The organism is Erysipelotrichaceae bacterium 66202529 (genome assembly GCA_017161075.1).
Lineage (GTDB): Bacteria > Bacillota_I > Bacilli_A > Erysipelotrichales > Erysipelotrichaceae > Clostridium_AQ.
Genome location: CP046174.1, coordinates 3,068,554 through 3,083,457, shown reverse-complemented (window position 1 = coordinate 3,083,457; position 14,904 = coordinate 3,068,554). Strand labels below are relative to the sequence as shown.

Annotated in this window: 15 protein-coding genes; 14 read left to right on the top strand and 1 reads right to left on the bottom strand. The window is 43.8% G+C overall.

All coding sequences use genetic code 11. The annotated features are described in order from the left end of the window. Positions 1–63: 63 nt before the first annotated feature. From vanR to GKZ87_14595, 13 genes are all read left to right on the top strand, one after another. On the top strand, positions 64–753 hold the full coding sequence (gene vanR, locus GKZ87_14655; GenBank protein ID QSI26638.1) for a VanR-ABDEGLN family DNA-binding response regulator: 690 nt from the start codon (positions 64–66) through the stop codon (positions 751–753). Further along, positions 743–1,843: a sensor histidine kinase gene (locus GKZ87_14650; GenBank protein QSI26637.1), complete on the top strand. Its 1,101-nt coding sequence runs from the start codon at positions 743–745 to the stop codon at positions 1,841–1,843. The genes vanR and GKZ87_14650 overlap by 11 nt, the downstream gene beginning before the upstream one ends. Beyond that, a complete protein-coding gene (locus GKZ87_14645; GenBank protein ID QSI26636.1) occupies positions 1,840–2,961 on the top strand; it encodes a sensor histidine kinase in 1,122 nt (373 codons plus the stop codon). The genes GKZ87_14650 and GKZ87_14645 overlap by 4 nt, the downstream gene beginning before the upstream one ends. Positions 2,962–2,990: 29 nt before the next feature. Continuing rightward, on the top strand, positions 2,991–3,506 hold the full coding sequence (locus GKZ87_14640) for a hypothetical protein (protein ID QSI26635.1): 516 nt from the start codon (positions 2,991–2,993) through the stop codon (positions 3,504–3,506). Positions 3,507–3,610: 104 nt separating this feature from the next. Then, positions 3,611–3,880 (top strand): ACT domain-containing protein, encoded by a 270-nt coding sequence (locus GKZ87_14635; GenBank protein QSI26634.1) that lies wholly within the window; start codon positions 3,611–3,613, stop codon positions 3,878–3,880. Positions 3,881–3,892: 12 nt separating this feature from the next. After that, on the top strand, positions 3,893–5,251 hold the full coding sequence (locus tag GKZ87_14630; GenBank protein QSI26633.1) for a DUF711 family protein: 1,359 nt from the start codon (positions 3,893–3,895) through the stop codon (positions 5,249–5,251). A 282-nt stretch (positions 5,252–5,533) separates the two neighbouring features. Further along, on the top strand, positions 5,534–6,238 hold the full coding sequence (locus tag GKZ87_14625) for an ATP-binding cassette domain-containing protein (protein QSI26632.1): 705 nt from the start codon (positions 5,534–5,536) through the stop codon (positions 6,236–6,238). A gap of 9 nt (positions 6,239–6,247) precedes the next feature. After that, positions 6,248–7,168, top strand: a complete 921-nt coding sequence (locus GKZ87_14620; GenBank protein QSI26631.1) for an ABC transporter permease — start codon at positions 6,248–6,250, stop codon at positions 7,166–7,168. A 347-nt stretch (positions 7,169–7,515) separates the two neighbouring features. Continuing rightward, positions 7,516–8,541 carry a methyltransferase domain-containing protein gene (locus GKZ87_14615; protein QSI26630.1) on the top strand — a complete coding sequence of 342 codons (1,026 nt, stop codon included), beginning with the start codon at positions 7,516–7,518 and terminating at the stop codon, positions 8,539–8,541. Positions 8,542–8,651: 110 nt separating this feature from the next. Further along, positions 8,652–9,452: a helix-turn-helix domain-containing protein gene (locus GKZ87_14610; protein ID QSI26629.1), complete on the top strand. Its 801-nt coding sequence runs from the start codon at positions 8,652–8,654 to the stop codon at positions 9,450–9,452. Further along, complete coding sequence (locus GKZ87_14605; protein QSI26628.1) at positions 9,449–9,724, top strand: hypothetical protein; 276 nt, start codon at positions 9,449–9,451, stop codon at positions 9,722–9,724. The genes GKZ87_14610 and GKZ87_14605 overlap by 4 nt, the downstream gene beginning before the upstream one ends. Positions 9,725–9,769: 45 nt before the next feature. Further along, positions 9,770–10,390 carry a thermonuclease gene (locus GKZ87_14600; protein QSI26627.1) on the top strand — a complete coding sequence of 207 codons (621 nt, stop codon included), beginning with the start codon at positions 9,770–9,772 and terminating at the stop codon, positions 10,388–10,390. A 240-nt stretch (positions 10,391–10,630) separates the two neighbouring features. Next, positions 10,631–11,530, top strand: a complete 900-nt coding sequence (locus tag GKZ87_14595) for a MerR family transcriptional regulator (GenBank protein QSI26626.1) — start codon at positions 10,631–10,633, stop codon at positions 11,528–11,530. A gap of 441 nt (positions 11,531–11,971) precedes the next feature. On the opposite strand, the gene GKZ87_14590 is transcribed toward GKZ87_14595, so the two are convergent. Then, a complete protein-coding gene (locus GKZ87_14590; protein QSI26625.1) occupies positions 11,972–13,171 on the bottom strand; it encodes an MBL fold metallo-hydrolase in 1,200 nt (399 codons plus the stop codon). 202 nt (positions 13,172–13,373) lie between these two features. Here GKZ87_14590 and nagA point away from each other — a divergent pair, with 202 nt between their 5' ends. Beyond that, positions 13,374–14,513 (top strand): N-acetylglucosamine-6-phosphate deacetylase, encoded by a 1,140-nt coding sequence (gene nagA, locus GKZ87_14585; protein QSI26624.1) that lies wholly within the window; start codon positions 13,374–13,376, stop codon positions 14,511–14,513. The last annotated feature ends 391 nt before the right edge of the window (positions 14,514–14,904 follow it).

Here is a 14,904-nt window from a genome sequence, read left to right as displayed (position 1 = left end):
TTGCAAACTTGTCGGGACGAATGATGCTGGATTTGTTATAATAGGAATATGGAGGGATTTTTCATGCAGACAAAAATACTAGTATTAGATGATGAAAAGGAAATCGCAGACCTCGTTGCACTGTATCTCAACAATGAGGGCTATGAAGTACATAAATTTTACGACAGCAGGGATGCTTTGGAATATATGAAGAATAACCGTGTCGATCTGGCTCTGCTGGATGTGATGATGCCTGAAATCAGCGGCTTTGAAATATGTAAAATCATACGAGAGAAATATATGTTCCCCGTGATTATGCTGACGGCAAAGGTGGAGGATGTGGATAAAATTCAGGGTCTTTCCTTAGGCGCTGACGACTATATAACCAAGCCGTTTAATCCGCTGGAGCTGGTTGCCCGCGTCAAGGCACAGCTGCGCCGGTATAAAAAATACAACCCGTCACAGGAAAATGTGAATGTGATAGATTTCAAGGGATTGATCATCGACAACGATTCCCATCGGTGTACCCTGTATGATGAGGTGCTCAATCTGACCCCGATTGAGTTTTCGATTTTGTGGTATCTGTGCAAGAATAAGGGACGTGTTATCACCAGCGAGGAGCTGTTTGAGGCTGTATGGAAGGAAAAATACTTTGACAGCAACAATACCGTCATGGTGCATATCCGCCGCCTGCGTGAAAAAATGCATGAGCCGCCAAGAAATCCGAAATTCATCAAAACGGTATGGGGCGTAGGCTACCAGATTGAAGAATAGTACGTATCGCAGACTGCGCAAGCATCTTGCATATCTGTATCTGTTCATGACAGTATTCGTTATGGGAATCATTGGCACTATCGTGTTTCTGCTAGATCATTATGCGCAGTATTTCAGCAGTCAGGGAACACTCAGGGATTCCGATTTCCTGTTGTTTTATCTGAAGCATGAGCTGGAAATCAACATGTTTCTTCTAGCAGCGGGAACTGCACTGCTGCTGTATCTATTTGTATTGCTCTTTTTTCAAAATCTCGATGTATTGCTTGACACCGTGCAGGGAAAGCCGGTGGAGCGGGTACCGTTCAGCTACCGCTATCTGCCGGAAATGGATTTAGCCAGAGGCCGGATTCAGGATATGCTGGAGAAAAAGCAGCATACCCAGCAGCTTTCCATTCAGGAAAAGGAACATAAAAATGAATTACTGATGTATCTTGCACATGACTTAAAAACACCGCTTACCTCTATGATCGGTTATATCAATCATATACTCGATCACCGCGTGGATGAGGAACAAATGGCGACATCCATACGGATCACCTATGAAAAAGCGCAGCGACTGGATGATCTGATTGACGAATTTTCAGAAATATTACGCTATGACGATAAGGTGTCACAGTTGGAAATTACCCGGATTGATTTGAACAGTATGCTTCAGCAGCAGCTGGCGGGCTTTTATCCGCTGATGGAGGAAAAAGGAATCCGACTTCAGGTACAGCTGGTCGACCATATGGAAATCAGCGGAGATTTTGATAAGCTGCAGCGTGTATTTGACAATCTCATGCGTAATGCAATCAATTACAGTATTCCGCAAACAGAAATCCGGATTACCGGAATGCTGGAGGAGAATGGGGTCTGTCTGCAATACAGCAATGAAGGTGAGGCTATGGATGCTGTTTCTGTACAGCATTTATTTGATAAGTTTTATCGTGCAGGCAGCGCCAGAACCTCCACCAGCGGGGGTGCCGGGCTGGGATTGGCGATTGCCCGAGAAATTATCGAGCTGCATCAGGGAAGCATTCGTGCAGATATGGAGGGATCGACGATCACCTTTACTCTTCGTTTGCCGTATGAACAGCAGGTGACATTATGAAGCGGGCCCATTTAAAAGCGCTCAGGCGGCGGCTGATTGTGAAATATGCCTGCATCATTATTGGCATTGCCCTGGGGACTGTAACACTGGTGTACCTGTTTGATGATGTACTAAATGGTGTGGTTATTGATTTTATCCGCCTGTTTATGGATACCGGTGATCCATTCGCGATGTTTCGTAAAATTTATGTCATCGTATTGCCGCTGCTGATTGCGGCTGCGATTATTGTAATGATCTATTTCCTGTGCCGTGACCTTGTAAATTATATGCGTATATTGATGCGTGGGATGGAGGATGTCATGCGCAAGGATCGCTCCCGCTTTGATTTTCCAAAGGAAATGAAGGAAGCTGAACAGCTGATTCTGGCCTTGTCGGATGATTATCAGAATTATCTGAAGGCAGCTGCTCAGGATGAGGAAAAGAAAAAGGATTTGATTTATCTGCTGGCGCAGGATATCAAGATGCCGTTATCCAATATTCTGATGTATCTGGAATTCCTGCATAAGGAAACACGAATTTCTCCGGAAATTCAAAAGGACTTTGTTGTACAGGTGCTGCATAAATCTCTGGCCCTGGAGGATATGATCAATGAATTTTTTGATATCACCCGTTTTAATTTGCAATATGCAAAGTGGAATCCGGAGCATATGTATCTGGATCGCATGATGGAGCAGGTGGTGGATGAATATTATATGCTGATGGAAGATAAGCAGATGGAGGTTTCCATGGAAAGCGGCAGTGCTCTTGCGTTGTATGCGGATAATGAAAAGATTGCTCGTGTCATGCGTGATCTGCTGCGTAATCTGGTGGAGCTGGGTGTTCCGGGCTCTACTATACACATCCGTATGCAGGATCTGCATGAGCGATATGAAATTCTCATGCAGGTGGAATCCAGACATCTGTCGGCCTATCAGATTGCCCACATCTTTCATAATTACTACCGCCTGGAGGATGTGCATGGGGAAGGAAAGCTGCATGTTCTAGGTCTTGGAATCGCCCGGCAGATCATGGATATGCAAAAGGGTACTCTGCGTGCCAGCTCCATTGATAAAACATTGAGCTTTACGATACAGATTCCTAAGGCATTTGTACCGGCAAGCAGGAATCCCGTGTTATAATAGATAAGAAAGAAAAAGCAGGTGAATGTATGAATGTAGAAATTGGTGGAATTTTTCCTTCCGATATCGAAGCGGAAGGTACGGTAATGGATGTAGTCGATGATGAATTTGTATTCGTCATTAAGGATGAAGTGTGGACGGATGAGGAATGTCAGGCAATGAAGCGCAACCCGCTAACACTGGATTTTGTATATAAATATGATATCGCGGTCTTTCTGCTTACGCTGGAGGATGCTATTGATACGAGTGATTTTATATTCAATGTACACGACAACGAGTATCCGGATGGGCTGTATCGCTCCTTTGCACAGGGGGACGGCTATGGTATGACGCTGTATCTGATCGATCAGGAGAATAAGGTATGTGCCAAACGCAGAGTACGCATGTCGCAGGGGCTATCCAATACAATTTCCGATTGTTTGAAAAAGCAAAAGGCTGCGCCCTTTATGGAAGAGGAGTTTTTATGCAATCTGCAGGGGCTTCAGGCTGCCTGGGAGCCGTTTGAAATGCAGAAGATGGCATTGGAAAGCGAAACCTTCAAATAAGCAATGTAAGAAAATGAAACTGTTATGTAATTTTTATCATTTTATATTGTGATTTTTTCACAATTACAGTATAATGGAAAATAAGCTTGAGAAGGAGGAATTGTATGAGAGCAGTTGTGAGTGTGATCGGAAAGGACATGGTGGGGATTCTTGCCAAGGTCAGTGCCGAATGTGAAAATGCTAATATGAATGTGATTGAGGTGTCGCAGACACTGCTTCAGGATATGTTCGCAATGATCATGTTAATTGATATTACGAAGGGAAATACAACACTGGCCGATTTTGCGGCTCATATGGAGAATGTGGGAAAACAGAGTGGATTGACCATTCATGTCATGCATGAGGATATTTTCAATTCCATGCATAAGATATAGGATGGTGAACGTATGATAAACGTACATGATATACTGGAAACCATTAAGATGATCGATGAGGAATATCTTGATGTCCGTACGATTACGATGGGAATTTCTCTGCTGGACTGCTGTGACAGCGATATCGACAAGTCCTGTGAGAAGATTTACAATAAGATTACGCGTCTGGCCAAGGATCTGGTCAAGACGGGAGAAGATATTGAACGGGAATACGGGATTCCGATTATTAACAAGCGTATTTCTGTAACACCGATAGCCATGCTTGTGGCAGTCAGCGGAGGAGATCCGGTGAAATATGCACATACTCTGGAGCGCTGTGCACAGGCGGTCGGCGTTAATTTCATCGGTGGTTATTCTGCCCTTGTTCAAAAGGGCTGTGCGGCAGGTGACCGGGAGCTGATGGAATCTATTCCAAGGGCTTTGGCGGAAACAGAGCATGTCTGTGCTTCGGTTAATGTCGGTTCTACAAAGGCCGGTATCAACATGAATGCGGTTGAGCTGATGGGACGTATGGTGAAGGAAGCGGCTGAGCTGACTAAGGATCAAAACTGCATCGGTGCTGCCAAGCTGGTTGTGTTCTGTAATGCACCGGAGGATAATCCGTTTATGGCGGGTGCGTTCCATGGAGTCGGTGAGGCTGACTGTGTTATCAATGTTGGTGTCAGCGGGCCTGGTGTCGTTCGTGCCGCATTGGCGAAAGCGGATAAGACGCTGCCAATGAATGAATTAGCGGATATTATCAAGAAAACAGCATTTAAGGTAACCCGTATGGGACAGCTTGTGGGTACACTGGCAAGTGAGCGCCTGGGTGTACCGTTTGGTATCGTCGATCTGTCACTGGCACCTACGCCTGCAATCGGTGACTCCGTTGCTTATATTTTAGAGGAGATGGGGCTGGAAAGCTGTGGTGCCTATGGAACAACGGCGTGTCTTGCAATGCTGAATGATGCCGTGAAAAAGGGTGGTGTCATGGCCAGCAGTACGGTTGGCGGACTTTCCGGAGCCTTTATCCCGGTAAGTGAGGATGCCGGTATGATTGCGGCAACCCGGGCAGGAACCCTGTGCTTGGAAAAGCTGGAAGCGATGACTGCTGTATGCTCAGTAGGTCTTGACATGGTTGTGATTCCAGGCGAAACGACGCCGGAGGTTATTTCCGGTATCATTGCGGATGAGGCGGCAATCGGTATGGTTAATTCCAAAACAACAGCTGTACGTGCAATCCCGGCCATCGGTAAAAAGGTTGGGGAAGAACTGGAGTTCGGCGGTCTGCTGGGAAGCGGTCCGGTTATGAATATCAATCAGACAGACTGCTCTGTCATGATTCACAGAAAAGGAAGAATCCCTGCACCAATTCAGGCATTAAAAAATTAAGACGGTAGAAGACAGCTGAAAATAAAAGGTTTTTGATATTAGATATGTGTACATAAGAGATTTCAAGCATGACTGTGCAAATAGTCGGTTAAGAAATCTCTTTTCATTTGTCTGTGCTATAGGCGTTGTTGTGGTGCCAAAGAGTGGGGAAATTCAATCCATCGCGGTAATTGAGCAGCAGTAACTAAAAGTAGGAAAATTATAGGATTTCTTTTCCAAATCATTATATATTTTACAAAATCTGTGCTAAAATAGTAAAAGCATTGGAAAAGGAGAGATAACATGCTGGAATTGTGCAATGTATCCTTTGAGGTAGATGGAAAAAAGATTTTAAACAACATCAGTCTTACGATTGAGGACAATAGATTTACAGTCATCACAGGGCCAAACGGCGGTGGAAAATCAACACTGGCAAAGCTGATTATGGGAATAGAACAGCCGACAGACGGTACCATACTGTTTGACGGAGAGGATATTACTGCTATGTCTATTGATGAGCGTGCCAAGCGTAAAATTGGCTACGCATTTCAACAGCCGCCAAGGTTCAAGGGAATGAGTGTGCGAAAGCTGCTATCACTGGCACATGGCAAGGATCTGGATGAGGAGGTCTGCTGCAGCTATCTGACAGATGTGGGATTATGCTCGAAGGACTATCTTAACCGTGATGTGGATGCGTCATTATCCGGGGGAGAGGTAAAGCGGATTGAAATCGCCTCCATTCTTGCGCGTGATCTGAAGCTTTCCATATTCGATGAACCAGAGGCAGGTATCGATTTATGGAGCTTTGCGAAGCTGGTGGAAACCTTTCAGCAGCTGCAGAAGGAATCCAGGCAGTCCATCATTCTGATTTCTCATCAGGAGCGGATCATGCAGCTGGCGGATGAAATTGTGATTATAGAAAACGGCCAAATCAAAACAAAGGGCAGCAGGGATGAAATTCTTCCAACCTTAATGAGTGAATTTGAACCCTGCGAATTTAAGAAGTAGGTGAAGCATATGGAACAGATGGAAAAAAAGCTGCTGCAAACAGTGGCAGATATCAGCGGATTTATGCCGGGCAGTGCCTTCAGTTTAAGAAAAAACGGGGCAGGTGTGGAGCGTCATTCTACAGAGCATGTTAAAATTTTGGCTAAAACAGATAAGCCGGGTATTGATATTATTGTGGATGCTAATACCAGAGGGGAAAGCATTCATATTCCGGTAATTCTGACAGATAGTGGTATTCAGGATATGGTGTACAATGATTTTTATATCGGTGAGGGTGCAGATGTGGAAATCGTTGCAGGCTGCGGGATTCATAATGACGGCTGTGATACCTCACAGCATGATGGCATTCATACCTTTCATATTGGAAAAAATGCAAGCATTACCTATACGGAAAAGCACTATGGGGAAGGGACTGGCAGCGGGGGAAGAATCTTGAATCCGACAACTATCATACATATGGAGGATGGAGCGTTTGCGAAAATGGACATGAGCCAGATCAAGGGCGTAGACTCTACCTTCCGTAAAACAGAGGCAAATTTGAATGCGGGTGCGAAGCTGGTCATCAATGAAAAGCTGATGACACATGGCACACAAACAGCACATTCCGATGTGACGGTGAATTTAAACGGAGAGGACAGCGTTGTACAAATTGTATCTCGTTCTGTTGGTAAAGATTCTTCTGTACAGGTATTTCATCCAATCGCCGTTGGAAACAATCGTTCCCGAGCACATATACAATGTGATTCTATTATCATGGGACAGGCAAAAATCAGCTCCATTCCGGAAATTGCGGCGAATCATGTCGATGCGGAAATCGTGCATGAGGCGGCAATCGGGAAAATCAACAGTGACCAGCTGATTAAGCTGCAGACATTCGGACTGAGCAGCGAGGAAGCGGAAAAGGTTATTGTGGATGGATTTTTGAAATAAGCAAAAAATAGTTATTAGGAAGTCTGCAGGCTCTGCCTGCATTTACGCAAAGGAAAAAGACTTCCTTTTTTTGCGGCTTTGTTTTCCATGGGACAGTAACGATAAAATTGATGAAGAGGCTGTACCATATATTTAGGGATAGAAAAAGAGTATGAAGCAAAAAAAGAGTATAAAGCATAGAAAAAGAGTATAATGTTTGGAAAAGAGCTTAAAGCATAGAAAAAAAGTGCATCCTTTTTTCCGTGGAAAGCAGCCTGCCTTGCTTCTCTCACATATATTAAAAGATTTCTCTTTTTCCTTGACCTTCATCCAACGCGAAGGTATATCATAAGCATGAGGTGATAAGCATGTATAAAATAAAGGAGCTGGCAGAGCTGTATGGGATTCATACGAACGCTTTGCGGTTTTATGAGAAAAAGGGGCTGCTTTCTTCCCGGCGTCTGGAAAACGGCTATCGTATGTATGAGGAAGCGGATAAGGAAATCCTGCAGAAGATCCTCCTGTACCGTGCGATGAACTTTTCCATCGCAGATATCAAGGAACTGTTGGATAATGAGAAAGAGCATGCACATGAGCTGTATTTTCAACAGCTGCAGCTTTTAAACAGGCATCTGCATGAGCTGAGCATTATCCGGGATCATATACTGTATGAGCTGAATGCCATGCTGAATGACAGCTATGATGAAGCGCAGGATCATGAACAGCTGCAGAAGCTTTTACAGGATTTAAACAAAAGCCAGGCATGGAAGGATCGCTGGGATTTTGATTCCTTTGCGACGGTGTATGATGAGGTTGTTCAGCATCCCTCAACAGACGGCTTGCCGTTTTATGTAGATTATGAGTGTGTTCTGGATGAAACCGCACGTATTGCGGCAAAGCGTGGAAGCACAGTATTGGATATCGGCTGTGGAACCGGAAATCTGACTGAACGTCTGCTTCGTAAGGGACTGCAAGTAGTCGGAGTGGATCAATCCCTGGAAATGCTGGTACAGGCAAAGAAAAAGCTTCCCTCTGTCCTTCTTCATCAGGGAACGTTCCTTGCGCTGCCCTTTGAAAAACAGGAATTTGATACCATCACTGCTTCCTATGCATTTCATCACTGTGATGAGGAGGAGCGGTTATTGGCTGTTCGTGAAATGAAACGGGTCTTGCGTTCTGGCGGTCGTATCATCATTGCTGATTTAATGTTTGCGGATAAGAAAGCGCGCTCCCGATATGAAGAACAGTGTACAGCAAGACAAAGAGCAGAGCTGGAGGATGAATGCTTTACCACAGTAGAGGCGCTAACGCAGCTTTTTACTGCAGAGGGATTTATGTGTTCAAACTACCAAATTTCTGACAGTATCTGGATATTTTTGGCTGAACTTGCGTAAACTGAGGGTAAAAACAGAATGTATGTGCCTCTTTTCCTATATCTACGATTCGTCGATAGGCGTTTTATGCAAATCATGATATGATAACGGCATAGAAACGAGGTGCATGTATGCAGCAAAGGGAGATTGGCATGCAGATAGCAGCAGCCAGAAAGAAATTAAATTATACGCAGCGGGAGCTTGCGGAAAAGCTGGGAGTCAGCGATAAAACAATCAGTAAATGGGAACGCGGTGCAGGTTATCCGGATATAGCGATTCTGCTGCCATTATGTAAGGAGCTAGGGCTGGAGGTATCGCAGCTGCTCGGAGATACAGATCTGCAACAGACGGGAAGTGAAAAAAATCTGAAATATCTTGCAGAGTACGCGGTATTGAAGGTAAAGGAAAACAGGGAGCGGATTCAGCGCTGGATGTGGCTGGTGACTACGATTCTGGCAGTACTTTCCATTGTGATCTGCCTGCTGGTGAATTATGTGTTGGAGGAAGCTGTCACCTGGTCATGGATTACAACCGTATCCATTGTTTACGGCTGGATGCTTCTTACCGTGCTGCTTTTGTCCAAGCAGTATACCATTGAAAAAACGCTGCTTACAGGCATGGTCATGATCTTTCCATATTTATATTGCCTGTCCTTACAACTGGATACATCGTATATTTTATGGCAGCTGTGGAGCATAGCTGCTGCCAGTGATGGCTTGCTAATTATCGTATATCTGCTGTTATGCAAATGCACGATATCCATCTGGTACCGGCTGGCGTTGATCGTCCTATGCTCCGGTATTCTAAATGTTATTATTCAGCTGATTACCGGGACAACAATACAATCAATTGCTGTTCAGTTTATTGGAAATCTGGCGGGTGGTACCCTGCTTGCTTGTGCAGGCATCTATCAAAGGAGGAAAGTGCAATGACACCTATGAAAAAAATGGAACAGCTACAGGATCGTGTGGATAAAACAAATAAAAAGGTACTGGAGAAAAGGAAACAGCTCCTGAGCCCTACACCTGAACAGTTGGATATGCAAATCAGGTTTTCCAGTTGTGGCAGTGGTTTGCTACTTGTGACAGGAGGCTTCATCCATATTGTGTATCATACCCAATCTGCCGCGATTTCACTGTATATCACAGGAAGTCTTATGTTGCTGAATGCCGGAATATTAAAAATAAAAAAAAGCAAGTCTTGAGTACAACATAATTTTCATTATAATAAAGCTCATGGAGAGGATATTATGAAGAAAATTATGTTTTTTTGTCTGCTGCTCATACTAGCAGCTATGCCGATACAGGCAAACACAAAGGAAGAAGTGGAGTTCAGTAAATGTACGGATGGGGATACGGCGCATTTTTTAATCAAGGGAAAGGATACAACCGTCCGGTTTCTTGCAATCAATGCTCCGGAATATACCAAAACGAAGGAGCCGTATGGTAAGGAGGCCAGTGAATATGTATGCGATATCTTGACAAATGCCAATACGATTGAGCTGGAGTATGATGATGGCAGCGATACACTGGATAAATACGGTCGTACGCTGGCATGGGTATATGCGGATGATGTGCTTTTACAAAGAGAGCTTGTTCAGCGTGGACTGGCGGAAGTGAAATATATTTATGGTGATTATGCGTATACTGAGGAATTAAAGACCTTGGAAAAGGAAGCGAAAAAGGAAAAGCTGAACATGTGGAGCGATGGGAAGGCGGCTGCACAGGAGCAAACGGATGACCTGCAATATATACTCGGTGCTGCTGGTGGGCTTGTCCTGATCATATTTGGTCTTTTCTTTGCAAAGGGCAAACGAAACAAAGAGCGCTATATCCGAAAAGGTGTCAAACAGATTCGTAAAAAACGATGAATATGCTGTTCTGTTTCGAATGCTGTGAACGATACAAAAACAGAGCTATATGAAGCATGCATTTTATAACTGCCTGCATACAAGTGGTAAATGGCTGTTCCAAGGCCTTGTATAAGCTTTCAGTGTCCCTATGAATAAAGGCTTTCCTAACCATTGAAAATTAAGATTGGGGAATAGAAGATAATCTGTTGACCTGTCCCCGGCGTACAGGTATATGGTTAAGTAGAAGGTGGTGATTTCATGAATATACAGGAGGTGGCACAGCAGGTGCATATGACAAAGCGTGCCATTAAGTATTATGAGGAAAAGGGACTATTGCAAGTGGAAAAGGGAGAAAACGGCTATCGTGTGTATACTGATGAGCATGTAGTGATTCTGCAAAGAATTCAGGTGTATCGCAAGCTTGGTATGGAGCTTTCCGCCATACGCAGGATTTTGCAGGATCCGCAGGTGGAGGCTCATGAGCTGCGGATGCTTCAAGAGCAGCTGCAGGAAAGTATGGAGCAGCAGTCCCGCCAAATGGAAACCATACAGCTTATGCTGGCTGGAGCAAGTGACTACGGTAAGCTGGAGGAACAGCTGGACTATCAGACGATAGCGAGTGCAATACAGGAAATGGTTCCCGGTGTGTATGGAAAGATGTTTATGCATCATTTTCTACCCTACCTGCAGATACCGATCGTAACACAGGAGCAAAGAGATGCCTATTATGCAATCATTCAATTTTGGGATACAACAAAGCTGCACATGCCGTTGTCTATGAAGATTATTTCCTGCCTATTAAGCTTTTTGCATAAAAATCAGGTCGCAGGCATCCAGGAGAAGCTGGATCAGCAGCTCAAAATGCTGTTAGAGCCGGATGAAAAGCGGTATGCACAGATGAAGAAAGCTGTACTGCGTCAGTATCGTATGCAGAAATATTTTCTGTTTCGCTATTTGCCATCCTCGCTCAGCAAACGCCGCTGGATGATGGAATTGCAGAGAAGCGGTTATAATGATGTATTTCTGCCGAATATGGAAAAGCTGAGTCCCTCTTATCGGGAATATCGCCGTGCCCTGTTTGCAATCAACGATAAAATCTGTACTGAGCTAAACCTTGTCTATGATGAGCATTTCTGTCTGGTCAAAAAGGCGAAGTGAACGCTCTATAAGCGGAAGAAAATAAAAACACGTCCTAATGCGATCATATGGGGCGTGTTTTCGTATCTCCTTTGTATGGCGGCGTTGCTTCTTGTTTTTTATACAGGATACAAGGTCTGCTTTTTAGCTGCAATGACCGCTTACCGCTTCTTTTTATGCGAGTAAAAAGCTTTCTGCTAATACAAGAAAATTGTATCCGTAACAATATGGTTTCCTGCAAAAAATTGAGGCTTTTATCATCCCTCCTTCGTGCTCCTTATGCTTGGACATGTCTTTAGGCTTCCTTGTTTACCAGTCTTTCTTTCCATATATAACCATTCTTTTTATATCATAGAAATACGCTCTAAATGATTAAAAGCATGATTCGCTTCCATCCTACTGATACAAAAAAGGGTACTCCATGGAATACCCTGTATATACTACAACATGAAATATTTGCTGTTACATCGCTTTGATTTCTTCTGCAATCTGCTTTCCAAGCTCCATCAGCGCATCGAGATCCTCTTCACTCGGCGTGTAATTCTGAGATACCACCTCATCATTCAGCAGAGTGATCCCTGCTTTCACAAGGCGGGCATTGATTTCCTTTGTGACGAGATTTGCCCAGCCATAAGACCCAAAACCAAGTCCCTTTTTGTTTTTCACCTTGCATGAAATCAGCTTTTCCAAAAATGCCGCAATACTTCCTGACATGGCATTGTTATAATTACCGCTTCCCACAAGAATTGCCTTTGCATCCAACAGCTCCTTTTGAATAATGGCTGGGGATGTCATAGAGCATTTAAAAATTTTCACACAGACGCCGTTTCTTCCCATGCCCTCCGCAAGAGCCTCCGCCATCATCTGTGTATGCTTCCATACACTTTCATATACGATCACTGCCTTATCCACAGACTGGAAGGTCGCAAATTCCTCATATGCCTGAAGTAATTCCGGTATGTAGCTTCTCCAAATAACACCATGTGCCGGAGCAATCATATCGATGTCAAGATTCATATCCCTAATCTGTTTCAGCTTATTGGCGACCTGCATTCCATACGGCATAACGATATTTGCATAATAATCCTTCGCTCTGTCAATACACTTGGCAGCTCCGTGCGCATCATCGAAGATATCATAGCTTGCGATATGCTGTCCAAATGCATCATTGGAGAAGGCAATCTTCTGCTCTGCGACATAAGTCAGCATGTTATCCGGCCAGTGAATCATCGGCATTTCCACAAATGTCAGAGTATAACGTCCTGTAGACAGGGTATCTCCGGTTTTCACCTTTTGAAAATCATAATTTTTGAAATACTGCTTCAGCATGATACCCACGCCTGCATTGCTGGCATAAGGCTTGGCATCGGGATAATCCTTCATAAATTTCAGGAAGCCTCCGGAATGATCCGGTTCGGCATGCTGTACGATGACATTGTCAATGGTACGCTCACCGATCACAGAGCGAATACGCTCCATCATCGTATCATAAAATTCTTCCTCCACGGTATCAATCAGTGTCACCTGCTCATCCACAATCAGATAGGAATTGTAGGTAGTTCCCTCCGCAATCGGAAACAGATCCCCGTGAAAATGACGGCAGTTAAAATCATGAACACCGACCCAGTACATATTTTCTTTTATTTGTATTGCTTGTTTCATTTCCTTCACCTCTGGTTTCTATTTTAATATGATATACAGTGCTTGTCTACTTATTTGATTTTTTATTCACAAAGATTTTAAGTTTCGTAATTTGCAGTTTTTAACAGAAACGGTATACGAATTGAAAATTAAGTTGCAAACCCGTTTAAATATAAAGATTCGGGTAGTATAATATAGATATCAATAAAGGAGGAGCTATTTCATGATTATTCAAAGTAAGAGAGTCTGGGTGCTCGGTCACTTCATCGAAGCCCAGTTAGAGCTGGAGGATGGCAAAATTAAAAATGTTCTGGCTTATGGCGCAAAACCGGCTGACAAGGACTATGGAGAAAGACGAATCGTACCAGGATTCATTGACGTTCATACACATGGTGCCTATGGCTTTGACACCAATGACGCAGAGGAAGAAGGTCTGCGCAACTGGATGAAGCACATTCCTGAAGAAGGGGTTACCGGAATCTGTCCTACCACAATTACACAGACAGAGGAAGTGCTGACAAAGGCTGTGAAAAATGTCGCAAAGGTTGTAGAGGAAGGCTATGAGGGTGCAGAAATCCTCGGTATTCATTTTGAAGGGCCGTATCTGGATATGGTATACAAGGGAGCACAGCCGGAGCAATGTATCGTAAAACCGGATGTTGAGCAGTTCAAGCGGTATCAGAAGGCTGCCAACGGACTGATTAAAATTATTACGATGGCAACGGAGCGTGATGAAAATTTTGAATTGACAAAATATTGTGCTGCCAATGATGTGCGTGTAAGCATCGGTCACTCTGCAGCTACGATTGAAGAAGCAGGTATGGCGATTGCTAACGGTGCTACTTCCATGACACATATCTTTAACGGTATGACACCGTTCCACCACCGTAAACCCGGGCTGGTAGGTGCTGCAATGCGTTTCCGTGACACCTTTGGCGAGGTAATCTGCGACGGTAATCATTCTACACCGGATGCATTGAATGATCTGTTTATGGCAAAGGGCAGAGATTATACGATTATGATTACCGATGCACTGATGGTAAAGGGTCTGCCGGTAGGAACAAAGGTTCTCTTTGGCGGAAATGAAATTGAGCTGTATCCGGATGGCAGTGCACATCTGACCGGCGCAAAGAGTCTTGCGGGCTCTACACTGAAGGTAAATGAAGGATTGAAGGTGCTGGTTGAAAAAGCAATGATTCCTTGGGATTACGCAATTAACTCCTGTACGCTGAATCCGGCCAGATATCTGAATGTGGATGACCGTAAAGGTAAACTAGTTGCCGGTTATGATGCAGACATCGTTGTATTGAATGATGATTATTCTGTTGAAATGACCTATGTAAGAGGAAATGAAGCATTCTAATTAACAGACAAAAGCAGAGGGGAATCCATAGGATTCCCTTTCTTCTGCATTTTCACGGTATTGCTCACATAATTTGGGGTGGACTTTGCTGAATTACACATAATTTACCATGATCTATACATAATATATTGATAGACATTTAGTATACTATAACCAAGCAAGAGGTATCTTGCTTGTATGAACTATTTCCCCCAAAATTATTCATACTTTCTCCCTTTCAAAATAATAATTATCATATACAGAGAAGATGCTTCCCCCAAGGCATCTTTTTTGTTGGCAAATAGGGAAGTAAAACCAGAAAGGGATCCTGGATGATCAATGCGTTTCCTGAAGCTAATATCATAGAGAGAGGGTGTATCATCACACAATTTGGGTTCAAGCATTTGAAAGA